Genomic DNA, 26,229 nt, shown 5'->3' with positions numbered 1-26,229 from the left:
CCTGGAGCCGGCCCGACGGGGGAGGACGGATCAGCGGATCAGTAGCGGTCCACGGCCGGCGGCTCCGGGGTGGGCAGCACGGTCCCGGCCGTGGCCTCCCAGGCCTCCGCCCAGGCGCCGTCCTCGTAGGCCGCCTCGAGGGTGTCGTTGATGAAGGTGCGGAAGTCGTCGTCGCCCTTGGCGAGGCCGATGCCGTAGGGCTCCTCGGTGAAGGTCTCGCCGTCGCCCACGAGCTTCAGGTTCTCCTCGTCCGCGGCGACGAAGCCCGCGAGGATTACGTTGTCGGTGGTGACCACGTCGACCTGGCCGTTGATGAGGGCCGTGACGCAGTTCGAGTAGGTGTCGAAGGTCTGCAGCTCGGCATCGGGGTGGTTGTCGAGGATGTACTGCGCAGGGGTGGAGCCCTCGACCGAGGCGACCTTCTTGCCGGCCAGGGAGTCCTCGCCGGTGATGTCCTCGTTGTCCTTCAGCACCATCAGCGCCTGTCCCGCGATGTAGTACGGGCCCGCGAAGTCGATGACCTCCTTGCGGGTGTCGTTGATGGTGTAGGTCGCGACGACGATGTCGACCTGGCCGTTCTCGATGAAGGGCTCGCGGTTGGCGGAGACGGTCTCCGTCCAGGTGATGTTGTCGGGGGAGATGCCGAGGGCGCCGGCGACGATCTTGCCGATCTCGACGTCGAAGCCGACGGGGTCGCCGTCGGGGCCGGCCTGGCCGAACAAGGGCTGGTCGAACTTGGTGCCGATGGTGATCGCTCCGGCCTCGGCGAGGGCCGCCATGGTGGAGCCCTCGGGGAAGTCGGCGGTGTCGACCTCGGCGACCTCGGGCTCATCGCCGCCGCCCCCGCCACAGGCGGCGAGGGTGGCTGCGGCGGCGGTGCCGAGCGAGGCGGTGAGGAAGAGGCGGCGGTTCAGCGGGCTGGTCATCATGCTCTCCTGGGGAGTCGGGTGGAGCGGGGTCAGTGGTGGAGGATCTTGCCGAGGAAGTCCTTGGCGCGATCGGTCTCGGGGGCGGAGAAGAAGTCCTCCGGGGCCCGCACCTCGACGATGCGGCCGGAGTCCATGAACACCACGCGGTCCGCGGTGCGGCGGGCGAAGCCCATCTCGTGGGTGACCACGATCATGGTCATGCCGTCCTTCGCCAGGTCGGTCATCACCTCGATGACCTCGCTGATCATCTCGGGGTCGAGGGCGGAGGTCGGCTCGTCGAAGAGCATCACCTTGGGCTTCATGGCCAGCGAGCGGGCGATCGCGACGCGCTGCTGCTGCCCGCCCGAGAGCTGCGCGGGCAGCTTGTCGGCCTGGTTCGCCACGCCGACGCGCTCGAGCAGGGCCATGCCCTCCTCCTCGGCCTGCCGGCGGGGGACGCCCTTGACCTTGATCGGGGCGACGGTCACGTTCTGCAGCACCGTCTTGTGGGCGAAGAGGTTGAAGGACTGGAACACCATGCCCACCTCGGACCGCAGTCGGGCCAGGCCCGCACCGGAGGTCGGCAGCAGCTCGCCGTCGATCCGGATCTCGCCCTCGTCGATCGTCTCGAGGCGGTTGATCGTGCGGCACAGCGTGGACTTGCCCGAGCCGGAGGGACCGAGCACCACCACCACCTCGCCCGGCGCGACCTCGAGCTCGATGTCCGCGAGCACGTGCAGGTCCCCGAAGTGCTTCTGCACCCCGGTGAGCTGGACGAGGGGCTGCGAGGCCGGCCCGTCGGCAGGCGGACGAGCAGAAGTGGTCTGGGTCATAGGGGAAAGGTAGGCCACGTCGCCCGGAGCCGCGGGCTGAACAGCGGACCGTCACCCAAGCGTGACCTCGCCGCCGCGACGTGAGATGCCGCCGATCCGTCCGCGGCGGCGTGCCCCGGCCCCTCCCGTCGGCACCCCGCGCCGTACCCTGGAGGCACCATGACGACCCCCGCCGCCACCACGTCCCCCGCCGCCACCACGTCCCCCGCCGCCACCACGTCCCCCGCTGCCGCCGCGTCCCCTGCCGACCACCTCGACCCCGCCGCTCCCAGCGCCCGAGGTACCTATCAGGTGCGCACCTTCGGCTGCCAGATGAACGTCCACGACTCCGAGCGCCTCACCGGCCTGCTCGAGGAGGCCGGCTTCACCGCCGCCCCCGCCGACGCCGATGCCCGCCACGGCGAGGTCGACGTGGTCGTCTTCAACACCTGTGCCGTGCGGGAGAACGCGGACAACAAGCTGTACGGCAACCTCGGGGCGCTGCGTCCCGCGAAGGACGCGAACCCCGGCATGCAGATCGCCGTCGGCGGCTGCCTCGCGCAGAAGGACCGCTCGACGATCGTCGAGCGCGCCCCCTGGGTCGACGTCGTCTTCGGCACCCACAACATCGGCTCGCTGCCCGTGCTGCTGGACCGCGCCCGGCACAACGCCGAGGCGCAGGTCGAGATCCTCGAGTCGCTCGACGTCTTCCCCTCGACCCTGCCCACCCGCCGCGAGTCGTCCTATGCGGCGTGGGTGTCGATCTCGGTGGGCTGCAACAACACCTGCACCTTCTGCATCGTCCCGGCGCTGCGCGGCAAGGAGAAGGACCGCCGCCCCGGCGACATCCTCGCGGAGATCCGCGACGTGGTCGACCAGGGAGCGATCGAGGTGACCCTGCTGGGGCAGAACGTGAACTCCTACGGCGTCGAGTTCGGTGACCGCGGCGCCTTCGCCAAGCTCCTGCGCGCGTGCGGCGACATCGACGGGCTCGAGCGGGTGCGTTTCACCTCGCCGCACCCCGCGATGTTCACCGACGACGTCATCGACGCGATGGCGGAGACCGCGAACGTCATGCCGCAGCTGCACATGCCGCTGCAGTCCGGCTCCGATGACGTGCTGCGACGCATGAAGCGCTCCTACCGGGGGAAGAAGTTCCTCGGCATCCTCGACCGGGTGCGGGACCGCATCCCCGAGGCCGCGATCACCACCGACATCATCGTCGGCTTCCCGGGCGAGACCGAGGACGACTTCCAGCGCACCCTCGAGGTGGTCGAGGCCTCCCGCTTCGCGAGCGCCTTCACCTTCCAGTACTCGATCCGCCCCGGTACCCCCGCCGCGACGATGGAGGATCAGATCCCCAAGGAGGTCGTGCAGGAGCGCTTCGAGCGTCTCGTCGCCCTCCAGGACCGCATCACCCACGAGGAGAACCAGAAGCTCGCCGGTCGCACCGTCGAGATCCTGGTCGCCGAGGGGGAGGGCGATCGCGACGCCGAGACGCACCGCCTCTCCGGCCGCTCCCGCGATCACCGTCTCGTGCATTTCTCGCTGCCGGGCGACCTCGAGGAGTCCGCGAGGCCCCGTCCGGGCGATCTGGTCACCGCGACCGTCACCCACGCGGCACCGCACTACCTGCTGGCCGACAGCGCCCGGGAGGCCCCGCTCGCCGGCCTCGCCCCCGAGCGGTTCTCGATTCGCCGGACCGGCTCCGGCGACGCCTGGGAGGCGGGGGTGACCGGTCTCGATGCCGGCTCCTCCTGCGGCACGGGCGCCCCGGCCGTCTCCGGGCCCGTCACCCTGGGGATGCCAAGCCTGCGTCGGCGCTGAGCCGCCGGCCGTCCCGCCGGACGCCGACGGGCCCGCACTCCACAGCGGAGGACGGGCCCGTCGATGGTCCTGGTGGACGTGGTCCCCTCGGGACCGGCTCGCGGGGAGCTCAGCAGTCGAGCTCCTCGAGCTCGGCGCCGAGCCGCTCCTCGAGGCTGTGGAAGAAGGCGATCACGGTCGAGAGGCCGCAGCGGATCGCGTTGTCGATCTGGGAATCGAGGGCTCCGGCGCGGAAGTCCGCGGCGAGCTCGCCGTACACGCCGAGCAGGCCCTCGGACTCGCGGCGCACGTACACCTTCGGCCAGATGCGGTTCATGTTCCACTCGTTGCAGAGCTTGATCATCCCCACCTTGCGGGAGATGTCCACCGAGTGGCTCCAGCGGCCGCGGGTCTGGAGGATGCCGTGGTCCTCGCCGGAGAGCATGAACTGGAAGCGGTAGTCGTCGAAGCGGGCCCGCAGGATGTCGGGGTGCTCCTCGTCCTCGACGAAGGCGTACCCCTGCAGGGAGAGGCGCTCGCCGATCCGTTGCAGGGACAGGGGGGCCAGTGCGTCGGCCGAGTCCGTCGTCGTGGGGGACTCGTTCGGTGCGGTCACGTCCAACCTCGGGATGTCGCGGGAGTCGAGGGCGCCGACCAGGCGGTCGGGCCGGCCCTCACCATACTCCCGCGCCATGAGAATGCCAGGGGAGCCGAGGGTGATCCCGCTGACCCCGACGCCTCCGCTGACCCCGCGGCGCACGGGCTCGGGCAGCCCGGCCCGGCCCGGCCCGGTGCGGCCGGCCCGGCTCCGGACGGGGTCCCCGAGTACAGTGCGGGCATGCCCGAACCCGCCCCCGTCGCCCCGCTGCTCGCGGTGGTCGGCGCGACGGCGACCGGGAAGTCCGATCTCGCGATCGCGCTCGCGGAGCATCTCGACGGAGAGGTGGTCAACGCCGATGCGCTGCAGCTCTACCGCGGTATGGACATCGGCACCGCCAAGGTGACCCCCGCCGAGCGGCGCCGCGTGCCCCACCACCTCCTCGACGTCCTCGACGTCACCGAGGAGGCGAGCGTCTCCGTGTACCGGGAGGCCGCGCGCGCCGAGATCGCCGCGATCCGGGACCGCGGCCGCGTCCCGATCCTCGTCGGCGGCTCGGGGCTGTACGTGCGCGCGGTGCTGGACCGGATCGAGTTCCCCCCGACGGACCCCGCGGTGCGCGCCGCCCTGGAGGCGCGCGCGGCGGCCGAGGGCGCCGCCGCCCTGCACGCGGAGCTCCTGGCCACCGACCCCGAGGCGGCGGCGATGATCGGACCCGGCGATGCGCGGCGGATCGTCCGCGCCCTCGAAGTGGGGCGGCTCACCGGCCGCCCGTTCAGCGCCTTCCTGCCCCGACCCGACTACGCCGTACCGGAGACGGTGCAGATCGGGCTGCGCACCGAGCGCGCCACCCTCCACGACCGCATCGCCCGGCGCGTCGGGCGCATGGTCGAGGCCGGTCTGCTCGAGGAGATCCGCGCCCTGCGCGAGCAGGGACTGGATCGCGGCCTCACCGCGCGCCGGGCCATCGGCTACGAGCAAGGGCTCGCCGTGCTCGACGGCACGCTCAGCTGCGCCGAGGCGATCGAGGCGACGGTGGTCGGGACCCGACGGCTGGTCCGCAAGCAGGACACCTGGTTCCGTCGCGATACGCGGGTGCGCTGGATCGACGCGGATCCGGCCGGCGGCAGCGGCTCCGTCCTCGAGCAGGCGCTCCGGGTCCTCGCGACCCCGGTCACGGCGCCGGAGGGCCCCGCGGCTTAGGCTTCGCCCATGACCGAACCGCTGCGCTTCACCAAGGGACACGGCACCGAGAACGACTTCGTGATCCTCGACGACCCGGACGGGAAGCTCGCGCTCGACGCCGCCGCGGTCGCCGCGCTGGCCGATCGCCGGGCGGGCATCGGCGGGGACGGCGTGATCCGCGCGGTGCGGACCCGGTACGCGGGGATCGACGCCCCCGCCGACGCCCCCGAGTGGTTCATGGACTACCGCAACGGCGACGGCTCCCTCGCCGAGATGTGCGGCAACGGAGTGCGGGTCTTCGCCGCGCACCTGCAGCGCGCCGGGCACGTGCAGGAGGACTCCTTCCCGATCTGGACCCGCGCCGGGGTGCGCACCATCGAGGTGCTCTCCCGTCCCGCGGCCGGCGACCCCGCCGTGTGGAGGGTCCGCGTCGGCATGGGGCGCAGCCGCAGCGAGAGCAGCGGACGCACCGTCGAGATCGCCGGGCACCGTCTCGACGTGCTCGACGTCGACATGGGCAACCCCCACGCCGTCGCCTTCCTCCCCGCGGGTCTCGCGCTCGAGGACCTCGACCTCACCCGCCGCCCGGCGCTCGATCCCGAACCGGCTGACGGGGCGAACATCGAGCTGGTCGCCGAGCGCGGCGATCACCACGTGGCGATGCGTGTCCACGAGCGCGGAGTGGGGGAGACCCGCTCATGCGGAACCGGCGTCGCGGCGGTCGCCGTCGCGAGCGCTCTGCGCGCGGGGGACACCGACGCCCGACCGTGGATCGTCGACGTCCCCGGGGGACGCCTCGAAGTGAGCTGGGGGGTCGACGGCGAGGTGCTGCTCACCGGGGCGGCCGAGCTCGTCGCCGACGGGTCGCTGCTGCCGAGGCCCTGATCTCACGCAGCTCAGGTACCTGAGCCAGCTCAGACGGAGGGGCCCACCTCGAGCACCCGGAAACCCTTCGCGCTCGCGACCTTCCGGACCTCCCGCTCGGGGAGCTGCTCGCCGAGCCAGCGGGCGAGCGGGTCGGCGCCGAGGTTCTTCCCGACCACGAGCGCCGCGGTGCCCTCCGGCGAGAGCCGAGCCGTCCACTGCAGCAGCAGGGCGTGCAGCGCCTCCTTGCCGATGCGGATCGGGGGGTTGGACCAGATCGCGTCGAAGCGCAGCTCTTCGGGGACGTCCTCGGGCGCTGCGACGACGAGGTTCGCGGCGCCGCTGCGGCGGGCATTCTCCGCCGTCAGCTCCCGGGCGCGCTCGCTGACGTCGATCGCCCACACCTCGGCCGAGGGATCCCGCAGCGCGGCGGTCAGGGCGATCGGACCCCAGCCGCAGCCGAGGTCGAGGATCCGCGCCCCCGCCGGCGGCTCGGCGATCTCGTCCAGCCGGTCCAGCAGCACCGCCGTGGCCTTGTCCAGCCCGTGCCCCGAGAACACCGAGGCGCTCGAGACGAGGTCCAGGTCCTGGCCCGCGAGCCGCACGCGCAGCGGGAAACGGCGGTCGGAGGTCCCGGTCGAGGCGGAGAAGTAATGCTCGGTCACCCGGGCAGGATACGGATCCTCCGCGTGATCCGGGATGCGCCGAGGGCAAAATCCCTCGACCCCCTCCCATCGGCGTGGGATTCTGGGACGATCCCGCGGCCGGGACCTCCCGCCGCCGGGCGACCACAGCCCCCGCTCCCGAGGAGTTCGCCGATCGTGCCCATCGCCTTCCATCCCGACCCTGCCGACGCCGCCGTCGAGGGAGCCGACACGGGAGAGGCCGGCACCGCCGCACCCGCCCGGGACGAGCACGGAGCGAGCCCCGACCAGGCGCAGCATTCCGGTGCAGAGACCCCCGAGACCCCCGAGACCGTCGAGCCCTCCGCTCCCGCTCGGCGCCGCGATCCGCTCACCGAGCGGATCCTCGCCCGCGGCGACGCCTCCGTCTCCTCGGTCACCTACGCCTCGGAGTCCGACGGCGACCAGCTCGACCTCGCCGACCGCCAGGCCCTGCGCCGCGTGGCCGGCCTCTCCACCGAGCTCGAGGACATCACCGAGGTCGAGTACCGCCAGCTGCGCCTCGAGCGCGTGGTCCTCGCCGGCCTCTACACGAGCGGCAACATCGAGGAGGCCGAAGTCAGCCTGCGCGAGCTCGCCGCCCTCGCCGAGACCGCCGGCTCCGAGGTGCTCGACGGCGTCCTCCAGCGCCGTGCCCATCCCGACCCGGCGACCTTCCTCGGCAAGGGCAAGGCCGCCGAGCTCGCGGACATCGTCGCCGAGACCGGCGCCGACACCGTGATCGCCGACGGCGAGCTCGGGCCCAGCCAGCGGCGTGCCCTCGAGGACATCGTCAAGGTCAAGGTCGTCGATCGCACCGCCCTGATCCTCGACATCTTCGCGCAGCACGCGAAGTCCCGCGAGGGCAAGGCCCAGGTCGAGCTGGCGCAGCTCGAGTACCTCCTGCCGCGGCTGCGCGGCTGGGGCGAGTCGATGTCCCGTCAGGCCGGCGGCCGTGTCGCCGCGGGCGGTGCGGGCATGGGCTCGCGCGGTCCCGGTGAGACCAAGATCGAGCTGGACCGTCGACGGATCCGCGACCGCATGGCCAAGCTGCGCCGCGAGATCAAGGCGATGACGCCGGGGCGCGACGCCCAGCGCGCGGATCGCAAGCGTCATCAGGTGCCGTCGGTCGCGATCGCCGGATACACCAACGCCGGGAAGTCCTCGCTCCTGAACCGCCTCACGAGCGCCGGTGTGCTGGTCGAGAACGCTCTCTTCGCGACCCTCGACCCGACGGTGCGCCGGGCCACCACCCCGGACGGCCGCGAGTTCACCTACGCGGACACCGTCGGCTTCGTGCGCCATCTGCCCACGCAGCTGGTCGAGGCGTTCCGCTCGACGCTCGAGGAGGTCGCCGACGCGGACCTGCTGCTGCATGTCGTCGACGCCTCCCATCCGGACCCGGAAGGGCAGATCCGCGCGGTCCGCACCGTGCTCGGGGAGATCGACGGCTTCGACGTCCCCGAGGTGATCGTGCTCAACAAGGCGGACATCGCCGAGCCCGAGACGATCGCCCGCCTGCGCAGCCAGGTGGGTGACTCGGCAGTGGTGTCCGCCCGCACCGGCATGGGCCTCGAGGAGCTGCGCGAGCTGATCGCCGAGCGACTGCCCCGCCCGGCCGTCGAGGTCGACCTGGTCGTGCCCTATTCCCGGGGCGACCTGGTCTCGCGGGTCCACTCCACCGGCGAGGTCCTCGCCGAGGAGCACCTGATGGACGGCACCCGGCTCCACGCGCGGGTCGATGAGGCGCTCGCCGCAGAGCTCCACGGCGCGGCCTGACGGGGCGGCGGTGGCCGCGCGGATACCCTGATCCGATGACCACCGCCACCCACCCCGAGGCCGCTCCCGGAGCCGCCGGGATCGACCTGTCCACCCTCCTGGACGCGGCGGTCGGCGCGATCGGCGGGTCCCCCAGGCCGGGTCAGCAGGCGATGGCCGAGGCGGTGGACACCGCCATGTCCGGCGGTCGCCACCTCCTGGTCCAGGCCGGGACCGGCACCGGCAAGTCCCTCGCCTACCTGGTCCCGGCGCTGCGCCATGCGCTCGTGAGCGGTCGGCCGGTGGTCATCTCGACAGCGACCATCGCGCTGCAGACCCAGATCGTGCGCAAGGACCTGCCCCGTCTGGTCGAGGCCCTCGCGCCGCATCTCCCGCGCACCCCGACCTTCGCGCTCCTCAAGGGGCGCGGGAACTACCTGTGCCGACACAAGATCGACGGCGGTTATCCGGTCGAGGATCCGGGGGCCCTCTTCTCCGGGGCCGCGGCGGGCGGGGACTCCGCCACCGGTGGCTCGGAGCGTCTCGGCGACCAGGTGCGCCGACTGCGCGCCTGGGCGGAGGAGACGGAGACCGGGGATCGCGACAGCCTCGACTCCGCGGTCTCCGACCGGGCCTGGCGACAGGTCTCGGTGCTCGGCAACCAGTGCCTGGGGCAGACCTGCCCGGTGGTCACCTCCTGCTTCGCCGAGCGCAGCCGCGAGATCGCCCGCGAGGTCGACGTGGTCGTCACCAACCACGCGCTGCTCGCGATCGACGCCTTCGACCGTCACGGGATCATCCCCGAGCACGACGTGGTCGTGTTCGACGAGGCCCATGAGCTGACCAGCCGCGTCACCGGGGCGGTCACCGAGGTGCTCACTCCGGGCATGGTGCGCGGCACCGTGCGCGATCTGCGCTCGCTCGGCGTCGCGGCGACCGCCCTCGACGATGCGGGAGAGGAGCTCCGCGAGGCGCTCGCCCTCGTGTCCGACGGGAGGGTGATCGGCGACCTGCCCGAGCGGCTCGGCGACGCCGTGACCCAGGTGCGCATCGAAGCGCGCACCGCGCACTCCGACGCGAAGGATGCGGGAGAGGAGGCCGGGGCCAGCACAGCGGGCACGCGCAAGACGGTGCGGGCGACCCTGCAGGAGATCATCGACGTGTGCGAGCGGCTCGGCTCGCCCGGCGAGGACGATGTCGTCTCCGTCTCGCACTCCCCGGTGACGGGGCGATCCAGCCTCCAGGTCGCCCCGCTCAGCGTTGCGCTCGCGATGCGCTCGGCGATCCTCGAGGATCGCACCGCGATCCTGGCCTCGGCGACCCTCGCCCTCGGCGGCCGCTTCGAGCCACCCGCCGGAGAGGTGGGCCTCGCGCGCGCGGCCCGTCTGGACCCCGCCGCGATCCCCCCGGCGCGCGACGCCGGGGCGTGGGCGGCGCTCGATGTCGGCAGCCCCTTCGACTACCCGCGCCAGGGGATCCTGTACACCGCCCGCCATCTTCCGCCCCCCGGGCGGGAGGGGCCCCAGGCCGCGATGCTCGACCACCTCACCGAGCTGGTGGAGGCCTCCCGCGGCGGGGCACTGTGCCTGTTCTCCTCGCGACGGGGCGCGGAGCTCGCTGCCGAGCACGTCCGCGCCCGTCTGGACCTGCGGATCGAGGTGCAGGGGGAGGACTCGATGGCGAACCTCGTGCGCCACTTCCGCGAGGACGAGGACTCCTCGCTCTTCGGGACCCTCACGCTCTGGCAGGGCGTCGACGTGACGGGGCGCTCGCTGCGACTGGTCACCATCGACCGCATCCCCTTCCCGCGGCCCGACGATCCGCTCGCCTCGGCCCGGCAGGAGCGCATCGCCCAGCGCGGCGGGAACGGCTTCATGGCGGTCTCCGCCCAGCACGCGGCACTGCTGCTGGCTCAGGGTGCCGGCCGACTGATCCGCACGGTGGAGGACCGGGGAATGGTCGCGGTGCTCGATCCCCGCCTGTCCACGGCGCGCTACGGCGGGTTCCTGCGGGAGGCGATGCCCCCGCTCTGGCCGACGACCGATCCCCAGGTGGCCCTCGGGGCACTGCGGCGGCTCGCCGAGGCGCGATGAGGGCTCACCCCTCCGAGGGCTCTGGCGCCCCGATGTCCCCTCGCCCGGGCGTGCCGACGCGGAGAGCGGGGGAGGCTCAGACCGCGCGGAGCACCGCGACGACCTTGCCGAGGATCTCGGCATGGTCGCCGAGGATCGGGGCGAAGGCCGGGTTGTGCGGCATGAGCCAGACGTGGTCGTCCCGCATGACGAGGGTCTTGACCGTCGCCTCGCCGTCGATCATGGCGGCGACGATCTCGCCCTTCTCGGCGGACTGCTGACTGCGCACGACCACCCAGTCGCCATCGCAGATCGCGGCGTCCACCATCGAGTCGCCGACCACCTGCAGCAGGAACAGCTCACCGCCGCCCACGAGCCGCTCCGGCAGCGTGAAGACGTCCTCGACCTGCTCCTCCGCGGTGATGGGGATGCCCGCGGCGATACGCCCCACGAGCGGGACCGAGACCGAGGCGGAGCCGATCTCCGGGGCAGAGGCGGGCGCGGGGGAGTCGTCCTCCTGCGGCATCACCACCTCCATCGCGCGGGGGCGCTTCGGGTCCCGGCGCAGGAAGCCCTTGCGCTCGAGAGCCTGCAGCTGATGCGAGACCGAGGACGAGGAGGTCAGCCCGACGGCGTCGCCGATCTCGCGCATGGTGGGCGGGTATCCGTGCGCGGCGATCGCGGACTGGATCGTCTCGAGCACGAGCCGCTGGCGACGGGTCAGGCCCGCCGTGGCCTCGTCGCCCGCGGCGTCGCCGCGCGAGGGGATGGGCTGATCGGCGGTCGGGATCATCTCTCGGGCCTCCTGGCTCGCGTCGTCTGTCGGACCCTCGCGGTTCCGTAGTCCTCGCAGCCCACAGTAGGCGGGCACGCAGCGGATTCCAAACAGGTGTTCGAGATTCCTCTTGCGTGTCGCGGCCGGATCGGGCTACAGTCGCACAGACATTCGATCGAACAGGAGTTCGGATATGAGCACCCAGTCGGCCACGATCCTTCCCCTCCGCCCGACCACGCAGGCCGAGCGCACCACGCGCACGGCCCCTGCTCGAGCGGGCGTTCGACTCGAGGCGACCCGGCGCGGCCGCCGCCTCGCCGTCGCCCTCGCCTTCCTCCTCGGCCTGCTCGTGGCCGGCATCGCCCTCCTCGTCCTCGATGTGCCGGCGGCGCTCGCGGGCGCCGATCCGCAGGATCGGGTCACGGTCACCGTCGAGGCGGGGGACACCCTCTGGGAGTACGCCGAGGAGTATGCCCCCGAGGGCGCCTCGCCAGAGGCGTACATCGCGGAGGTGCGCACGCTGAACTCGCTGCCCACCGGCCGCCTCACCGCGGGCCAGGAGATCGTGCTGCCCGTCGCGGGCTCGGCGGAAGCACCGCTCGATCGCTGACCTCCGGCGGGATCGGTATCCTGGGCGGATGCACTGCCCGTTCTGCCGACATCCCGACTCGCGTGTCGTGGACTCGCGCACCTCCGACGACGGCTCGACCATCCGGCGTCGACGCCAGTGCCCCCACTGCTCGCGGCGCTTCTCCACCTCCGAGACCGCCTCGCTCTCGGTGCAGAAACGCTCCGGGGTGAGCGAGCCGTTCAGCCGCGGGAAGGTGATCTCCGGGGTGCGGAAGGCCTGCCAGGGCCGTCCCGTCACCGACGATCAGCTGGCCATGCTCGCCCAGCGCGTCGAGGAGGACATCCGCTCGAGCGGCGTCGCCGAGATCGACGCCCACCAGGTCGGGCTCGCGATCCTGCAGCCCCTGCAGGAGCTCGACGTCGTCGCCTATCTGCGCTTCGCGAGCGTGTACCAGGACTTCGAGTCCCTTGAGGACTTCGAGGCCGCGATCGAGCGACTGCGCACCGAGGCCGGCGCCGTCGGCTGACTCTCCTTCGGGGGTCTGCGCGGGGCTCCGACGGGCTCGGCACCTGCTCCACGCGAGCTGGACACCTGGGTGGTGCCTGGGCGTTCGGTGAACATGGTCGGAAACACGCTCCGACTGTGCATAGGATGTCCCTCGTGCCCCGCGAGGGTGCACGCCGATCGGCGGTCGCGGAGGGGAAGCCGCGGCCGCCGATCCCTTTCTCCGCGCCTCTCCTCAGGACTCCGGGGCGATCCCCGCCGGCAGCGGGGCCGCGTGGACCACGCCCAGGTGGCGGGTGGTGCGGGTCATCGCCACGTACAGATCGCCGGCACCGTGCTCCGCGAGCACCTCGGCCGGCTCGAGGATTACCACACCGTCGAACTCCAGGCCCTTGGCATCCTGCGCGGTCATCACCGCGATCTCGTCGTCCACGCCGGAGGAGCCCGCACCGATCGTCGGCAGGGCATCGACGGTGCGCAGGCTCGCGATGACGGCGTCGCTGCGGGACGAGCTCGTGATGACGGCAACGCGCCCGATCCCTTCGGCGTGGAGAGCGGCGACCGACGCCGCGACGCGCTCCTCGAGCGCGGAAGCGTCGACCCGCTCCACGAGCGGATCGCGGTCGCCCTCGCGCACGGAGGTCACCGGGGTGACGGGGAGGTCATGGGCGCGCGCCATCGCGAGCGCGCGGTCCATGATCCGCGCCGGGGTGCGGTAGTTCACCGAGAGGTGCTCGATCTGCAGGCGATCCTGCACGTAGGGGGAGAGCGCCTGCTCCCACGAGGAGGAGCCGCCCGCGGAGGAGGTCTGCGCGACGTCGCCCACTACGGTGAAGGACTTGGTAGGGGCGCGGCGCATGAGGGCGCGCCAGCTCATCGCCGAGTGCTCCTGCGCCTCGTCCACCACCACGTGGCCGTAGGTCCAGCCCCGCTCCGAGGAGGCGCGCTCGGCGAGGGTGCGCCCGTCGCGGATCCGGGTCACCTGATCGGCGAGGTCCTCGGCCCGGACGATGCCCGAGGTGTCGAAGTTCTCGATGACCTTTTGGGCGTAGTCGACGTCGGCCTCCCGTCGGCGCGCGGCCTCCTGGGCGCGGGCCTCGGCGGGCGCGGAGTCCTCGCCGAGCAGCTCAGCGACCTCGTCGAGCAGCGGCACGTCCTCGACAGTCCACGGCGCGTCCTTGGGGCGGACCAGGAGATGCAGCCGGTCGGCGAGCGGCCGCGGTGCGGCGCTGCGGAGACGATCCTCGCGCGACAGCAGGATCCGCAGGAACCCCTCGGGGGTGTACGGCAACCAGGCGAGGTTCAGGGCGCGCCGGACATCGGGGTCGTGACGCAGATCGGCCAGCAGATCGGGCCGATCCTCGGGGACGATCGTCTGCCCCCGGGCTCGCAGCGCCTTCTCGTAGCTCTCCACGAGTCGGTCCATCGCGGCCCGCACGAAGACCGAGCGCGCGGCGTTGTGCGGCTTGTGCGTGGCGCGGGCCTCGCGGCGGGCGGACCGGATGGCGTCCCGGGTGAGGGTGATCGGGGTGCCGTCGATCCGGAAGCGGACGTCCTTCTCCGGCACCACCTGGCGCTGCTTGACGGCGCGCGCGAGCAGCTCGGCCATGGCGATGTCGCCCTTGACCCGGGAGGTCTCGTCGTCGTCGTGCACGAAGGTCTCCACGCCCGGGAACATCTCGCCGGGGGTCAGCATCACCACGCCGGACTCGCCGAGGCTCGGGAGCACCCGCTCGATGTACCGCAGGAAGCCGGGGGTCGGGGCCATGATCAGCACGCCGGTGTGCTCGAGGCGCCGGCGGTGCGTGTAGAGGAGGTAGGCGGCGCGGTGCAGGGCGACCGCCGTCTTCCCGGTGCCGGGCCCGCCCTGGACGACGAGCACACCGCGGTTGTCCGAACGGATAATGCGGTCCTGCTCCGACTGGATGGTCGCGACGATGTCGCCCATGCGTCCGGTGCGCTGCCCGGAGACGGCGGCCAGCAGCGCCCCCTCGCCGTGGAGGACGACGTCCTCGCCGGACTCCTCGAGGACGCTCTGGTCGAGGACGTCGTCCTCGAGGCCGACCAACGTCCGGCCCCGGCTGATCAGGTGCCGGCGCAGGCGCACCCCCTGGCGGTCGGTGCTGGTGGCCTGGTAGAAGGCGGCGGCCGCCGGGGCGCGCCAGTCGACCAGGAGCTGCTCGCGTTCCGCGGTGAACAGTCCGATGCGGCCGATGTAGTGGCGAGCGTGGTCGTCGGTGTCGAGCCGGCCGAATACGACGCTGCGGGCGACGGAGCGCAGCAGCGCGAGCCGGTCCTCGTACAGCGCCAGGAAGGCGTCGCGCTCGGAGCGGTTCTGGTGGGTCGAGGCGTGCTGCGAGCCCTGGATCTCGTCGAGGTTGCGTTCGACCTGGGCGATGAGCTCGTCGAGACGGGCGTAGAGCCTGTCGGCGTAGCTCTGCTCCCGGGCGACTTCCTGAGCGAGCTTCTTCTCAGAATCGTCCACGGACCTGCTCCCCCTGACGGTTGACCGGACACCGCGCCGTGCCGAGCGGACCCGGGACCTCTCCGACGCGGTGGTCCATTATGGTGGACGGGCCTGGATGCGCACTCCATCCGGGCGGTCGCGAGGGAGGAGACGGCGATGCGAGACCCGCGGGACCTCTACCGGTTCGAGTCCGCCGACGTGCTGGCCGCCGTCCCCCGGGACGGACTGACCCTCGTCACCGCGCTGCCGGGCCTGGTCGACGCCGGCAACGCCTGCCGCATCGCCGCCACCTACCTGCGCGATGAGCTGCGGCATCTGCCGCTGGTCACCTTCGACGCCGACGAGCTGCTGGACTTCCGCGGCTCGCGACCGCAGGCCGTGTTCGACGGCACCTCCTATACGCGGGTCGAGATCCCCGAGGTGACGCTCTCCCTCCTGTACGACGAGTCCGACCGGCCGTTCCTGCTGCTCGACGGCCCCGAGCCGGATCTGCAGTGGAACCGCTTCGCCGAGGCGCTGATCGACCTCGTGGAGTTCTTCGAGGTCGAGCGGGTGGTGGGGATGCAGGCGGTGCCCATGGCCGTCCCGCACACCCGACCCATCGGACTGTTCACCCATGCCAACGATCCCGCGCTCCTGGGTGATCCGGGGACGCGTGCGATCCCGGCTCCGGGCACCGATCCCTCCGGCGAGGAGGGGACCGAGATCGTGGTGCCCGCGAGCTTCGGGGCGCTCCTCGAGCTCCGGCTGGGCAAGGCCGATCATCCGGCGATGGGGTACGCCGCCCAGATCCCGCACTACCTCACCCGCACCGACTTCCCAGCCGGGGCCCTGGCTCTGCTGCGCCGCGTGAGCGAGGCGGCCGGTCTCGACCTCCCGCTCGTCAACCTCGGCGATCTCACCGATGCCGCGACGACGGTCCTCGAGGGGACGCTCGCGCAGAACGCCGAGGTGCGCCAGATCGTCGCCGCGCTCGAGGAGCAGTACGACTCCCTCGCCGAGAACGACGAGGGGTCCCCGATCGCGACCACCATGGACCTGCCCACCGCCGAGGAGCTCGGGGACCACTTCGAGCGGTTCCTCGCCGATCAGGGTGACGGAGACGGGAACGGGACCGCGGACCGCTGAGGCGGTCGCCGGGGCGACGGCTGAGCGCCCGGGACGCCCGGTTCGTTATGTCTTCGTGACCGGCCGGGGACGAAGTCCGTGTGAAGCGGGCCACGCTCGTGTCATCATGGGGTCGTTGCGGTGATGCAGGTCCAGCAGGACAGTCCGTCGAAGGTGCCTCGGCACAGCGATACGGCTTGCACCTGACGCCACCCGCTCCGGCGGGGGACGGCACACGCGGCACCGCGGTCGCGTTCCGCGACCGTTGATGGACGACACAGAAGGTGACAGGAATGGCACAGGGCTCGGTCAAGTGGTTCAACGCCGAAAAGGGCTATGGATTCATCGAGATCGACGGAGGCGGCGCAGACGTCTTCGTGCATCACAGCAAGATCGACATGGACGGCTACCGCGCCCTCGACGAGGGTCAGCGCGTGGAGTTCGAGGTCAGCCAGGGCGACAAGGGGCCGCAGGCCGAGCAGGTTCGTCCCCTCTGATCGTCGGGCACCCCGAGATCTCACGGACCGGGCAGGAGCTGAGGCTCCTGCCCGGTCCGTCGTTCGTGCGCCACCGCGGGGCGGCAGGGCGCGTCCCGCGCGCGGCGGGGAGTACGGGATCCGGACGAGCCAGGGCGCCGGTCCGCACGGGATGAGCCGACGGCGTCGAGCGGCCGCTCAGCGCGGGACGATCACGCTGCCGGTACGGGCGAGGGCACGGACCCGGTCCTCCGGGGCGAGCCGCACCGAGACGGCGTCCGAGCGCAGCGCCCGGTCGACGCCCTCGGGCAGTGGTCGTTGCGAGGCGACCAGCACGCAGTTGCCGCGGCGCTTCCCGCTCAGATGGGACGGCTCGGCGATGACGCCGACGTGGGCGAAGGTCGCTGCGAGAGTCGCGACCTCGTCCGCGAGCAGGCTCGTGCCGGGGGGAGCGGCGCAGTTGGCCAGATAGAGGCCGTCCTCCCGGAGGACCCGATCGACGTGGCCCACGGCCGCGGCGTCGGTGAGGGCCCGCGGCGTGACGACTCCGGCGAAGACGTCGCGGATCACCACGTCGAAGCGGTCCTCCCGCCAGGAGTCCAGCGCCTCTCGGGCATCGCCGATGCGCAGTCGCAGCTGGGGGGACCGGGGGAGGTCGAACCAGGTCCGGACCCCGTCGGCGAGCAGCTCGTCGAGCTCGACCACGATCTGGCGGGAGCCGGGGTGGGCGGAGGCCACGGCGCGCGGCAGGGAGCAGCCCCCGCCCCCGAGGTGCGCGAGCTGCGGCGCGGGGGCGTCCGTCCCGCGCTCGGCCAGGTGGAGGTCGATCACGAGCTGCATCCACCGCATGTACTCGAACACCAGGTGCTCTGGGTCGGGGTGCAGGTGCGAGGACGGCACCCCGTTGACCTCGAGAAGCACCGACCCGTCGTTCTCCCGGCTCAGCCGGGCGCTCCCGGTCGAGATGGGGAGCGGGACATCGAGGGCGGGAAGGTGCTCGAAGGGGAGGGAGCGGGAGCGCTCTCGCGCGCGGCGGGCCATCGGGCCACTCTAGAAGACTCGTCCGATCGTTCCTCCCCAGGGCGTCCTCGTCCCCAGCGCACCGGCACCGGCGTCATCCGTCGGACCCCCTCCCTAGCGTGGGATCACCACAGCACGACAGCACGACAGCACCGCGGCGCACCGCGCGGCGGCGAGGCACGGAGGAGGGACATGATGACGACCAGGACCGGACGAGGCGCGAGGGCATTCCCCGCCGCCTCCGGTGCGCTCACGCTGCGACGCCGTCTGGCGCTGCTCGATCAGGACCAGGCGGATCTCGAGCGGGCCCGGGAGCTCCTGGCCCAGGCGCGGATCGCCGCGCCGCTCGCTCCGCGCGAGGCCTTCGAACTGGCCCATCGCTCCGCTCTCCGCGGTGCGGGGATCCTCGTCGCCCGGGCGAACCGGGAGCGCAAGCGGAAGCTGCCGCTGAACGTCTGGGCGGCGCTCGACCGGCTCGGACCGGACGGCCGGGACCGCGCGGCGGCGCTCGCCCCGCTCGTCGCCGAGCGCGCGCGACTCGATCGCGACCTCGGCGCCCAGCCGGATCCGGGACTCCTGGAGCAGCATCTCGACGGGACCGCCGCACATCTGGATCTCGTCGCCGCGGCCCTGCTCGACGATCTGCCGCCGCACCTGACCGCGCTCGCGGGCTGAATTCTGCGCGGAGCCGGGCCGGCCGCGCCGCAGCACGCGACCGGTACAGTTCCGCCACGGAGGAGGTGTCGCGTGATCCGAGAGCAGGTGGCGGGGGACGAGGTCTCCGGGATCCTCCACCTCGACATGGATGCCTTCTTCGCCTCGGTGGAGATCCGCGATGATCCCTCGCTCCGGGGGCTGCCCGTGGTGGTCGGCGGAGCCGGAGCGCGGGGCGTGGTCGCCGCTGCGAGCTATCCCGCCCGCAGCCGGGGGATCCGCTCGGCGATGCCCATGTCCACCGCCCGGCGCCTGGCGCCCGACCTCGTGATCGTCCCGCCCCGCATCGACCACTACCGGCGCGTGTCCGCCCGGGTGATGGAGCTGCTGGGCACCGTGGTCGCGGACATCGAGCAGATCAGCGTCGACGAGGCCTTCCTCGATGCCCGCCCGGCCCGGCGTCTGTTCGGCGAACCCGCGCAGATCGCCTCCCGGCTGCGGCTCCTGATCCGGGAGGAGCTGGATCTGCCCTGTTCGGTCGGCGGCTCCGTCTCCCGGCCGGTCGCGAAGATCGCCTCGGCGCGGGCGAAGCCCGACGGGATGCTCATCGTCCCCGCCGCGGAGACGGCGGCCTTCCTCGCGCCCATCCCCGTCGGAGCCATCTCGGGCATCGGACCCAAGGCGGTCGCCGCGCTCGAGAAGCTCGGGGTCGACACCATCGGCAGCCTGCGCGAGCTCCCTCCGTCGGTGCTCGCCCGGGTGCTCGGCCCGCGGGCCGCCGAGATCACCCGCCTCGCCGACGGAACCGACCGCACGGGTCTCGGCCACCGCACCCGCGACCGCTCCCTCGGAACCGAGCGCACCTGGGACGAGGACCTCACCGATCCCGACGAAGTGCGCCGCCGGATCACCCAGATGGCTGACGACGTCGCCCGGCAGCTGCGCGGCAGCGGTTTCACGGCACGCACCGTCGTGCTCAAGCTCCGGGCGCCGGACGGCACCACCCTCACACGCTCCTCGACCCTCGACCTGCCCACCGACTCGGGCGAGCGGATCCGCGAGCACGTCGTGGCGCTGTGGGAGAGGGAGCGCCCGCGGATGCCCCGCGTGCGGCTCGCCGGCGTGCGCGTCACGCAGATGCAGCCCGCCCGCGGCGGCCCCGCACAGCACGAGCTCGTGGGGCGGACCGCCGGATGGCAGGACCTCGAGGCCGCCATGGATCGCGCCTCCGCCCGGTTCGGGGTCGACTCGCTCCGCCGCGGGTCGACCCTCGCCCCGGGGTCGTCGGCAGCTCCCGGAGCGGCCGCGGCCGGGTCGTCCCCGCGAACCCCCGACGAGTCGCCCGAGGACTCCGGCCCCGCGGTCGCCCCGGGTCTGTGGTGAGGCGTGGCCCAGACTGTTCACAACACTCAGCGCGGGGATCTAGACTGTGCTGACCGCCGACGATGGCCGGGATCCTCTCCGGATCCGAGATCGGCGACAGTGCGCCCGACGGCGCGTGAGGACGGGGACAAGGAGCGGGATCATGCCGCTGTCTGAACACGAACAGAAGATGCTCGACGAGATGGAGCGCCAGCTCTTCGCGGACGATCCGCGACTCGCCCGGGCATTCGCACCCTCGCGCGGTCCGCGACGCAGCGGCCGCCGCATCCTGATCGGTCTCGCCGGAGTCGTCCTCGGACTCGGCGTGCTCGTCCTCGCCGTCTCGCTCAACCTGATCTGGCTGGGAGTCATCGCCTTCCTCGGGATGCTCGGCGGTGCCCTTTTCGCGATCACCGGACCCCGCTCCTCGGTCGACCCCGGCGGCGCGGTCCCCGGTGACGGTGACGGTGGCGGCGGCTCCCGACCGAGCGCGCCGCGCGGTGGCGGCGACGACTTCCTGCGCAAGATGGAGGAGCGCTGGGAACGGCGCTCGGGGGACGACCCCCGGGTCTGATCCCTCCCGGTCCGGGCCCCGTTCCGCACCTCTGACCTGATGCCCCGGCTCCCGTGAGCCGGGGCTTCGTCATGTCCGGACTCCACCGCTGCGCTCCCCGGATCTCCTCCGCTGCGCTCCCGGGCGTTCCCCCGATCCGCCACTCCGCTCGCGGGCCGTCCCCCACATCGCTCCCCGGGCATCCCCCACATCGCTCCACCGGCGCCCTCCCTCGTCCTCCACCGCCCTCCCCGTCGGCCCTGCCGTCGCCTCGATCCCGCTATGACCTGCGGGTTCCTTCGTTCGGGCGTGGGGGAGGGGAGAGCAGCACCGGTGCCGGGGCGCTGCGGCGCGCCCGATGTCGCTCCCGGGACGCAGATTTCCCTCCACCTCACACCACCCCTGTGACCTGCGGACTCGCAACAACCAGGGGGTGACCTGGCGCATTCTGAGGGTGATCGTGGGGAGTAGTGGGGTAAAGTGGAGTGTGTTGGGAGGAGATGGAGTCCGGATCGCGAGTCGTGGTGAGCGAAGGAGGTCGAGATGTTCCTCGGCACCTTCACGCCCAAGCTCGACGAGAAGGGCCGCCTGATCTTCCCGGCGAAGTTCCGCGACGAGCTCGCCTCGGGACTGGTCATGACTCGTGGGCAGGAGCACTGCATCGCCGTGTACCCGCTCGGAGAGTTCCGCCAGAAGCTCGAGGAGGCTCGTCGGGCGCCCACCACCGAACGGCGCACTCGCGACTACCTGCGTGTGCTGCTGTCCGGCGCGGAGGACGTCATCCCGGACAAGCAGGGCCGCATCACCATCCCGGGCCACCTGCGCACCTACGCGGGCCTGGACCGGGAATGCGCCGTCATCGGCGCGCTCGACCGGCTCGAGATCTGGTCCCTCCCTGCGTGGGAGACCTACCTCGAGCAGAAGGAGGAGGGCTTCGCGGAGACCTCCGAAGAGGTGGTCCCCGGCCTCTTCTGAGCTCGGTTCCCCGGACCTCCGTCCTGTGAGACCTCTCGTCGTTCCCGCCCCGAGGCACCTTCCCCGGCGGCGGGTCGGGAACGACGGGGAATCTGGCAGGACGGGACCGCGCCCAGGGCGCACCCGGAGCCGCGCACGACGACAGCCGACACCACACGGAGAACGCACGGACCCAGGGGAGGGGTGACATGGACGAGACGACCGACGCCAGGCCCGCCGAGGAGCGGCACCTGCCGGTGCTCCTGGCCACCTCCGTCGACCTCCTCGTCCCCGCGCTCCAGGAGCCTGGCTCGGTGTACCTGGATGCGACCCTCGGCATGGGCGGCCACGCCGCCGCCGTCCTGCAGGCCGCCCCGCAGGCCCGCCTGGTCGGCATCGACCGCGACCCCCAGGCCCTCGAGCTCGCCCGGCAGCGGCTGGACCGCGCCGGCGTCGGCGACCGCGCCACCCTGGTCCACGCGACCTATGACCGGATCCCCGAGGTGCTCGAGGAGCTCGACCTCCCCGGCGTCCACGGCGTGATGATGGACCTGGGGCTCTCCAGCTTCCAGATCGACACCTCCGAGCGCGGCTTCTCCTACTCGGTCGACGCGCCGCTGGACATGCGTATGGACCCCTCCTCGGACGCTCCCTCCGCCGCGGACCTCCTGCGCGACCTGCCCGAGTCCGAGATCGCCCGCATCCTCCACGAGCTGGGGGACGAGCGCTTCTCCCGGCGGATCGCGCGACGCATCGTCGAACAGCGCGAGATCGCCCCGCTCACCCGCAGCGGCGAGCTGGTCGAGCTGCTGAACCGGGCGATCCCCGCGGCCTCCAAGGCGAGCGGCGGGCATCCCGCCAAGCGCACCTTCCAGGCGTTGCGGATCGCCGTCAACGAGGAGCTCGAGATCCTCGCCTCGGCGCTCGAATCCGCCCTCGACGCCCTGCTGGTGGACGGGCGGATCCTCGTGGAGTCCTATCACTCCGGCGAGGACCGCCTGGTGAAGACCGCCTTCGCGCGCCGCACCCGCTCCTCGGCCCCGCCCGGGCTGCCCGTCGAGCTGGAGGAGCACAGACCCAACTTCGCCCCGCTCGTGCGCGGGGCCCTCCAGGCCGATGAGGCCGAGCGGGAGGGCAATCCCCGCGCCGCCTCCGTCCGACTCCGTGCCCTGACCCGTACCCGACCCGCGAAGAGAGCTCACTGAGATGGCCAGCACCTCCGCCGTTCACGCGCCCGCGGTCCGTCCCGCCCGGGGGAAGCGGAACGCCGCCCCCCGTCCCCGACTGACGGTCGTCGCGTCCCCGCGCACCGCCCGCGGCCCGATGCCGTTCACCCTTCTGTGCACGCTGATCGTGGTCGCGACCCTCGCCGCCCTCCTGTACCTGAACATCCAGATGTCCGGGGCCAGCTACGAGATCACCCGACTGCAGAACCAGTCCCAGCGGCTCACCGAGGAGCAGCAGGCCCTCGCCGAGACCGACGAGCGCCTCGGCACCCCGCAGGAGCTCGAGCGCCAGGCCCGCGAGATCGGCATGGTGCCCGTCACGGATCCCGCATACATCGACCTCGACACGGGCGAGGTCATCGGCCAGACGGCGCCGGCGGCGCAGACTGAGGCCAACCCGGAGCTGGCGGCGGTCCCCGCAGAGGTGGCCGTGCCGCCGGCGCAGATCTACGAAGAGCCCACGACCTACCACGGCATGGGCAACGAGGGAGCCTGACCATGGCGCGGTCCCGCACCACGCGCACCCGCCGCCCCGCCCGGGGCGGCGCCCCCCGCGTCCCCCGCGCCCGCGTCGGCGCCCCCGCCGTCCGCCACCGCCTGCTGCTCTGCATGATCATGGTGGCGGTGCTGACGCTGTCCGGTCGCCTGATCTGGGTGCAGGGACTCGACGCGAGCGCCCGCGCCCAGGAGGCGGTCGAGCAGCGCACCGTCACCCGCACGATCCCCGCCCTGCGCGGCGACATCCTCGACCGCAACGGCACCGCGCTGGCGAGCTCGGTCCAGCGCTACGACCTGTGGGTCGACCAGCGCCAGGTCGACGAGTACCTCAAGAACTCGAAGTCCGCCGACGTCAAGGGCGTCGAGGCCGCCGCCCGGGATCTCGCGCCGGTGTTCGGCTGGACCGTCGAGGAGACCGAGGAGGCGCTGACCGGGGACAAGGGCTTCAAGTACCTGGTCAAGAACGTCGAGCCGAAGGTCCGTGACGCGGCGCTCGCGCTGAAGATCCCCGGCGTCGGCTCCGACGCCGTCGCGGACCGCATCTACCCGGCGGGCTCCGTCGGCGGCAACGTCCTCGGCTTCGTGGGCGGCGAGGGCACGGCGCTCGCCGGCGTCGAGCTCTCCTTCGACGAGGAGCTCAGCGGCGCCGACGGGTCGACCACCTACGAGCGCGGCGCCGCCGGCCAGATCATCCCCACCGGCAAGCAGGAGACCACCGCCGCGGTCGACGGGCAGGACGTGGTCCTCACCCTCGATCGCGACCTGCAGTGGAAGTCCCAGCAGGTGATCGCCGCGGCAGTCGAGCAGTGGGGTGCCGAGGGCGGCAGCGCGATCACCTACAACGCGCGCACCGGCGAGGTGCTGGCCCTGGCCGAGTACCCGACCTACGACCCCAACGATTTCGCGAACACCGATCCCGAGGATCTGGGGAACCGGTCGATCTCGAACGTCTTCGAGCCGGGCTCCACCGGGAAGCTGTTCACCGTCGCTGCCGCCCTCGAGGAGGGCACGGTCTCGGTGGACGACCAGTTCGAGATCCCCTACGAGATGTACTTCGACGGGCACCGCATCAAGGACTCCCACGTCCACCCCGATCAGCAGCTGACCCTCGCCGGGGTGCTCAAGAACAGCTCGAACGTCGGCACGGTGCAGATCTCCGAGGAGCTCGACCCCGAGGTGCGCTACGACTACCTGCGCGCCTTCGGCATCGGCCAGCCCACGGGCATCGAGCTGCCGGGCGAGTCGGCGGGCGTGCTCCACCCTGCCGAGGACTGGAACGGGCGCACCCGCTACACGACCTCCTTCGGCCAGGGCTACAGCGTCAACGCGCTGCAGATGGTCGCCGCGATCGGCACCTTCGCGAACGACGGGGTACGGGTCCAGCCCACACTGATCGCCGGGGTGCAGGAGGCGGACGGCACGATCAGCCCGCTCGGCGAGCCCGAGCAGACCCGCGTCATCTCCTCGGAGACTGCCGCGACGATGCTGCAGCTGATGGACAACGACGTGGACGACGAGACGTCCGGCGCGGCCGTGACCGGCTACGCGGTCGCGGGCAAGACGGGCACCGCCCAGACGGCCGACGGCCAGTACACCGCCTCGTTCATCGGCTTCGCCCCGGCGGACGACCCGGAGATCGTCACCGGCGTCTTCATCTTCGGCCTGGACACCTTCATCTCCGGCGGCCGCGCCGCAGCACCGGCCTTCTCCGAGCTGACCACCTACACGCTGCAGAACCAGGGCATCGCCCCGACGGGCGTTCCCGGCCGTGAGCTCGAGAACGAGTGGGGCCAGGAGTGAGCGGCGCCGGCCCCCTCGCGGACCCTCCCGCGGAGATCACCCCCGAGCCGGCCCGCCCGCGTCGCCCCCTCGGCGCGGACGCGGCGGACCTCGCCCGCGCCCTCGGAGCCCCCCTCCCCGAGGGCGCGGAGCGGGTGCGCGCGGAGGGCGTCACCCTGGACTCGCGCGGCGTCGCTCCCGGCGACCTGTGGTGCGCGCTGCCCGGCGCGAACGCCCATGGCGCGGACTTCGCCCCGCAGGCCGCCGGTCGCGGAGCCGTGCTCGCCCTCACCGATGCCGCGGGGGAGGAGCGCTGCCGGACGGCCGGACTGCCGGCCCTCGTGGTCGAGGATTCCCGCGCCGCGACGGCCCTCGCCGCTGCCGCGGTCTACGGGCATCCGGCGCGCCGCCTCGCGACCGTCGGCGTGACCGGCACCAACGGCAAGACCTCGATCACCACCGTGGTCACCGCCGCGCTGGCCGCCCTGGGCCGATCCACCGGCGTCATCGGCACCTCCGGCACCAGCTACACGGGGGCCGACGGGACCCCGCACCGCATCGCGACGGTCCGCACCACCCCCGAGTCGCCTGAGCTGCACGGCATCCTCGCCCGCATGGTCGAAGACGGCACGGAGGTCGCCGCGATGGAGATCTCGAGTCACGCCCTCGTGCTGCACCGGGCCGACGAGGTGGTCGTCGACGTCGCCTGCTTCACCAACCTCACCCAGGACCACCTGGACTTCCACGGCACCATGGAGGCCTACTTCGCGGCGAAGGCCCGGCTGTTCACCCCGGAGCACTCCGCGGCGGGCGTGATCTGCGTGGACGATGCCTGGGGGCGCCGGCTCGCCGCTGAGGCGAGCGTCCCGGTGATCACCTATGCCACGCGCGAGGGCGTCGATGCCGACCATCGGGCCCGCGACCTGCGCGCCGACGGCTACGGCACGACCTTCACCGTCGACGGCCCCGAGGGGGAGCGCACTCTCCACGCCGCGCTGCCCGGGCGGCACTACGTGGCCAACACCCTCGCCGCCGAGCTGATCCTCGACCGTCTCGGACATCGCGGCCCCGCCGTGCGCGCCGCCCTGGCCGAGGCCGGGACCGTCCCCGGGCGGATGGAGCTCGTCGCCGAGGCCCCCGTGCGCGGCGTCGTCGACTACTCCCACACCGCCGACGCCCTCGAGCAGGCGCTCGTCACGCTGCGCGGCGTGCCCGGCACCCGTCGCCTGATCGCGGTGATGGGCGCGGGCGGCGACCGGGACCGGACCAAGCGCCCGGCGATGGGCGAGGTCGCCGCGCGCCTCGCGGACGTGGTGATCGTCACGGACGACAACCCGCGCTCCGAGGACCCCGCCGCGATCCGGCGCGAGGTCCGCTCCGGCATCCCCGCGGGCACATCGGCGCAGGTCCACGAGGTCGACGGCCGGGCCGCGGCGATCGCCCTGGCCGCCCGGATCGCCGACGTGGCGGACACCATCCTGGTAGCGGGCAAGGGAGCCGAGACCGGACAGACGATCGGCGGTATCGTCCATCCGTTCGACGATCGCGAGCAGCTGCGCGAGGCCCTGGCAGCCGCGGACCGCCCGCACCCCGACCCGACCGACGGAGGACGCTGAGG

At 72.6% G+C, this 26,229-nt stretch carries 24 protein-coding genes; 17 read left to right on the top strand and 7 right to left on the bottom strand.

Going from position 1 to position 26,229, the window contains the following annotated elements; genetic code table 11:
• Positions 1–38: 38 nt before the first annotated feature.
• Both ACZCAH_RS11945 and ACZCAH_RS11940 read right to left on the bottom strand, forming a co-directional pair.
• Positions 39–926, bottom strand: coding sequence for a glutamate ABC transporter substrate-binding protein (locus tag ACZCAH_RS11945; protein ID WP_464341286.1), 888 nt, complete (start codon positions 924–926; stop codon positions 39–41).
• A gap of 32 nt (positions 927–958) precedes the next feature.
• Entirely contained in the window at positions 959–1,741 is a 783-nt protein-coding gene (locus ACZCAH_RS11940) for an amino acid ABC transporter ATP-binding protein (protein ID WP_464341285.1), read from the bottom strand.
• 159 nt (positions 1,742–1,900) lie between these two features.
• Here ACZCAH_RS11940 and miaB point away from each other — a divergent pair, with 159 nt between their 5' ends.
• Positions 1,901–3,547, top strand: a complete 1,647-nt coding sequence (miaB, locus tag ACZCAH_RS11935; protein ID WP_464341284.1) for a tRNA (N6-isopentenyl adenosine(37)-C2)-methylthiotransferase MiaB — start codon at positions 1,901–1,903, stop codon at positions 3,545–3,547.
• A gap of 109 nt (positions 3,548–3,656) precedes the next feature.
• Here the strand turns inward: miaB and ACZCAH_RS11930 are convergent, their stop codons facing one another.
• Positions 3,657–4,142 (bottom strand): YbjN domain-containing protein, encoded by a 486-nt coding sequence (locus ACZCAH_RS11930; RefSeq protein WP_329744778.1) that lies wholly within the window; start codon positions 4,140–4,142, stop codon positions 3,657–3,659.
• A gap of 222 nt (positions 4,143–4,364) precedes the next feature.
• Between ACZCAH_RS11930 and miaA the strand changes: the two genes are divergently transcribed.
• The gene (gene miaA / locus ACZCAH_RS11925; RefSeq protein WP_464341283.1) at positions 4,365–5,327 is read left to right on the top strand and encodes a tRNA (adenosine(37)-N6)-dimethylallyltransferase MiaA; all 963 of its coding nucleotides are present in this window, start codon (positions 4,365–4,367) and stop codon (positions 5,325–5,327) included.
• 9 nt (positions 5,328–5,336) lie between these two features.
• Positions 5,337–6,194 carry a diaminopimelate epimerase gene (gene dapF / locus ACZCAH_RS11920; RefSeq protein WP_464341282.1) on the top strand — a complete coding sequence of 286 codons (858 nt, stop codon included), beginning with the start codon at positions 5,337–5,339 and terminating at the stop codon, positions 6,192–6,194.
• 29 nt (positions 6,195–6,223) lie between these two features.
• Here the strand turns inward: dapF and ACZCAH_RS11915 are convergent, their stop codons facing one another.
• On the bottom strand, positions 6,224–6,838 hold the full coding sequence (locus ACZCAH_RS11915) for a class I SAM-dependent methyltransferase (protein ID WP_329749595.1): 615 nt from the start codon (positions 6,836–6,838) through the stop codon (positions 6,224–6,226).
• Between the two features lie 156 nt (positions 6,839–6,994).
• On the opposite strand from ACZCAH_RS11915, the gene hflX reads away from it, so the two are divergent.
• Both hflX and ACZCAH_RS11905 read left to right on the top strand, forming a co-directional pair.
• Positions 6,995–8,614 carry a GTPase HflX gene (gene hflX / locus ACZCAH_RS11910; RefSeq protein WP_464341281.1) on the top strand — a complete coding sequence of 540 codons (1,620 nt, stop codon included), beginning with the start codon at positions 6,995–6,997 and terminating at the stop codon, positions 8,612–8,614.
• Positions 8,615–8,649: 35 nt separating this feature from the next.
• Positions 8,650–10,686 (top strand): ATP-dependent DNA helicase, encoded by a 2,037-nt coding sequence (locus ACZCAH_RS11905; protein ID WP_464341280.1) that lies wholly within the window; start codon positions 8,650–8,652, stop codon positions 10,684–10,686.
• Positions 10,687–10,762: 76 nt separating this feature from the next.
• Here ACZCAH_RS11905 and lexA read toward each other — a convergent pair whose 3' ends face one another.
• Entirely contained in the window at positions 10,763–11,458 is a 696-nt protein-coding gene (gene lexA / locus ACZCAH_RS11900; protein ID WP_464341279.1) for a transcriptional repressor LexA, read from the bottom strand.
• 175 nt (positions 11,459–11,633) lie between these two features.
• Here lexA and ACZCAH_RS11895 point away from each other — a divergent pair, with 175 nt between their 5' ends.
• Together ACZCAH_RS11895 and nrdR are read left to right on the top strand one after the other, a co-directional pair.
• Complete coding sequence (locus ACZCAH_RS11895; protein WP_464341278.1) at positions 11,634–12,050, top strand: peptidoglycan-binding protein LysM; 417 nt, start codon at positions 11,634–11,636, stop codon at positions 12,048–12,050.
• A 28-nt stretch (positions 12,051–12,078) separates the two neighbouring features.
• The gene (gene nrdR, locus ACZCAH_RS11890; protein ID WP_464341277.1) at positions 12,079–12,537 is read left to right on the top strand and encodes a transcriptional regulator NrdR; all 459 of its coding nucleotides are present in this window, start codon (positions 12,079–12,081) and stop codon (positions 12,535–12,537) included.
• Between the two features lie 213 nt (positions 12,538–12,750).
• On the opposite strand, the gene ACZCAH_RS11885 is transcribed toward nrdR, so the two are convergent.
• Positions 12,751–15,000: a HelD family protein gene (locus ACZCAH_RS11885; protein WP_464341276.1), complete on the bottom strand. Its 2,250-nt coding sequence runs from the start codon at positions 14,998–15,000 to the stop codon at positions 12,751–12,753.
• A gap of 138 nt (positions 15,001–15,138) precedes the next feature.
• On the opposite strand from ACZCAH_RS11885, the gene ACZCAH_RS11880 reads away from it, so the two are divergent.
• Both ACZCAH_RS11880 and ACZCAH_RS11875 read left to right on the top strand, forming a co-directional pair.
• A complete protein-coding gene (locus tag ACZCAH_RS11880) occupies positions 15,139–16,110 on the top strand; it encodes a proteasome assembly chaperone family protein (protein WP_464341275.1) in 972 nt (323 codons plus the stop codon).
• A gap of 272 nt (positions 16,111–16,382) precedes the next feature.
• Positions 16,383–16,586, top strand: a complete 204-nt coding sequence (locus ACZCAH_RS11875) for a cold-shock protein (protein ID WP_010551414.1) — start codon at positions 16,383–16,385, stop codon at positions 16,584–16,586.
• A gap of 177 nt (positions 16,587–16,763) precedes the next feature.
• Here the strand turns inward: ACZCAH_RS11875 and ACZCAH_RS11870 are convergent, their stop codons facing one another.
• On the bottom strand, positions 16,764–17,606 hold the full coding sequence (locus tag ACZCAH_RS11870; RefSeq protein ID WP_464341274.1) for a spermidine synthase: 843 nt from the start codon (positions 17,604–17,606) through the stop codon (positions 16,764–16,766).
• 174 nt (positions 17,607–17,780) lie between these two features.
• On the opposite strand from ACZCAH_RS11870, the gene ACZCAH_RS11865 reads away from it, so the two are divergent.
• The 8 genes from ACZCAH_RS11865 (at position 17,781) to ACZCAH_RS11830 (ending at position 26,227) form a co-directional block, all read left to right on the top strand.
• On the top strand, positions 17,781–18,260 hold the full coding sequence (locus tag ACZCAH_RS11865) for an SAV_6107 family HEPN domain-containing protein (protein ID WP_464341273.1): 480 nt from the start codon (positions 17,781–17,783) through the stop codon (positions 18,258–18,260).
• 72 nt (positions 18,261–18,332) lie between these two features.
• Positions 18,333–19,622, top strand: coding sequence for a DNA polymerase IV (gene dinB, locus ACZCAH_RS11860; RefSeq protein WP_464341272.1), 1,290 nt, complete (start codon positions 18,333–18,335; stop codon positions 19,620–19,622).
• Between the two features lie 142 nt (positions 19,623–19,764).
• A complete protein-coding gene (locus ACZCAH_RS11855; protein ID WP_464341271.1) occupies positions 19,765–20,175 on the top strand; it encodes a DUF3040 domain-containing protein in 411 nt (136 codons plus the stop codon).
• Positions 20,176–20,697: 522 nt separating this feature from the next.
• Positions 20,698–21,129: a division/cell wall cluster transcriptional repressor MraZ gene (mraZ, locus tag ACZCAH_RS11850; RefSeq protein WP_464341270.1), complete on the top strand. Its 432-nt coding sequence runs from the start codon at positions 20,698–20,700 to the stop codon at positions 21,127–21,129.
• A 188-nt stretch (positions 21,130–21,317) separates the two neighbouring features.
• Positions 21,318–22,313: a 16S rRNA (cytosine(1402)-N(4))-methyltransferase RsmH gene (rsmH, locus tag ACZCAH_RS11845; protein WP_464341269.1), complete on the top strand. Its 996-nt coding sequence runs from the start codon at positions 21,318–21,320 to the stop codon at positions 22,311–22,313.
• Between the two features lies 1 nt (position 22,314).
• On the top strand, positions 22,315–22,830 hold the full coding sequence (gene ftsL, locus ACZCAH_RS11840; RefSeq protein WP_329744795.1) for a cell division protein FtsL: 516 nt from the start codon (positions 22,315–22,317) through the stop codon (positions 22,828–22,830).
• A gap of 2 nt (positions 22,831–22,832) precedes the next feature.
• Positions 22,833–24,632: a peptidoglycan D,D-transpeptidase FtsI family protein gene (locus ACZCAH_RS11835; protein ID WP_464341268.1), complete on the top strand. Its 1,800-nt coding sequence runs from the start codon at positions 22,833–22,835 to the stop codon at positions 24,630–24,632.
• Positions 24,629–26,227 carry a UDP-N-acetylmuramoyl-L-alanyl-D-glutamate--2,6-diaminopimelate ligase gene (locus ACZCAH_RS11830; RefSeq protein WP_464341267.1) on the top strand — a complete coding sequence of 533 codons (1,599 nt, stop codon included), beginning with the start codon at positions 24,629–24,631 and terminating at the stop codon, positions 26,225–26,227. The genes ACZCAH_RS11835 and ACZCAH_RS11830 overlap by 4 nt, the downstream gene beginning before the upstream one ends.
• Positions 26,228–26,229 lie beyond the last annotated feature (2 nt).

The sequence above is a fragment of the Brachybacterium sp. B718/18 genome, assembly GCF_055454375.1.
The sequence above is the reverse complement of the archived record's forward strand: the minus strand, read 5'-3'. Positions and strand labels throughout refer to the sequence as shown.

Coding starts and splice junctions, on each gene's coding strand:
- ACZCAH_RS11945 (WP_464341286.1), bottom strand. CDS start 926: ATGACCAGCCCGCTGAACCGCCGCCTCTTCCTCACCGCCTCGCTCGGC.
- ACZCAH_RS11940 (WP_464341285.1), bottom strand. CDS start 1,741: ATGACCCAGACCACTTCTGCTCGTCCGCCTGCCGACGGGCCGGCCTCG.
- miaB (WP_464341284.1), top strand. CDS start 1,901: ATGACGACCCCCGCCGCCACCACGTCCCCCGCCGCCACCACGTCCCCC.
- miaA (WP_464341283.1), top strand. CDS start 4,365: ATGCCCGAACCCGCCCCCGTCGCCCCGCTGCTCGCGGTGGTCGGCGCG.
- dapF (WP_464341282.1), top strand. CDS start 5,337: ATGACCGAACCGCTGCGCTTCACCAAGGGACACGGCACCGAGAACGAC.
- ACZCAH_RS11905 (WP_464341280.1), top strand. CDS start 8,650: ATGACCACCGCCACCCACCCCGAGGCCGCTCCCGGAGCCGCCGGGATC.
- lexA (WP_464341279.1), bottom strand. CDS start 11,458: ATGATCCCGACCGCCGATCAGCCCATCCCCTCGCGCGGCGACGCCGCG.
- ACZCAH_RS11895 (WP_464341278.1), top strand. CDS start 11,634: ATGAGCACCCAGTCGGCCACGATCCTTCCCCTCCGCCCGACCACGCAG.
- nrdR (WP_464341277.1), top strand. CDS start 12,079: ATGCACTGCCCGTTCTGCCGACATCCCGACTCGCGTGTCGTGGACTCG.
- ACZCAH_RS11880 (WP_464341275.1), top strand. CDS start 15,139: ATGCGAGACCCGCGGGACCTCTACCGGTTCGAGTCCGCCGACGTGCTG.
- ACZCAH_RS11875 (WP_010551414.1), top strand. CDS start 16,383: ATGGCACAGGGCTCGGTCAAGTGGTTCAACGCCGAAAAGGGCTATGGA.
- ACZCAH_RS11870 (WP_464341274.1), bottom strand. CDS start 17,606: ATGGCCCGCCGCGCGCGAGAGCGCTCCCGCTCCCTCCCCTTCGAGCAC.
- ACZCAH_RS11865 (WP_464341273.1), top strand. CDS start 17,781: ATGACGACCAGGACCGGACGAGGCGCGAGGGCATTCCCCGCCGCCTCC.
- ACZCAH_RS11855 (WP_464341271.1), top strand. CDS start 19,765: ATGCCGCTGTCTGAACACGAACAGAAGATGCTCGACGAGATGGAGCGC.
- mraZ (WP_464341270.1), top strand. CDS start 20,698: ATGTTCCTCGGCACCTTCACGCCCAAGCTCGACGAGAAGGGCCGCCTG.
- rsmH (WP_464341269.1), top strand. CDS start 21,318: ATGGACGAGACGACCGACGCCAGGCCCGCCGAGGAGCGGCACCTGCCG.
- ftsL (WP_329744795.1), top strand. CDS start 22,315: ATGGCCAGCACCTCCGCCGTTCACGCGCCCGCGGTCCGTCCCGCCCGG.
- ACZCAH_RS11835 (WP_464341268.1), top strand. CDS start 22,833: ATGGCGCGGTCCCGCACCACGCGCACCCGCCGCCCCGCCCGGGGCGGC.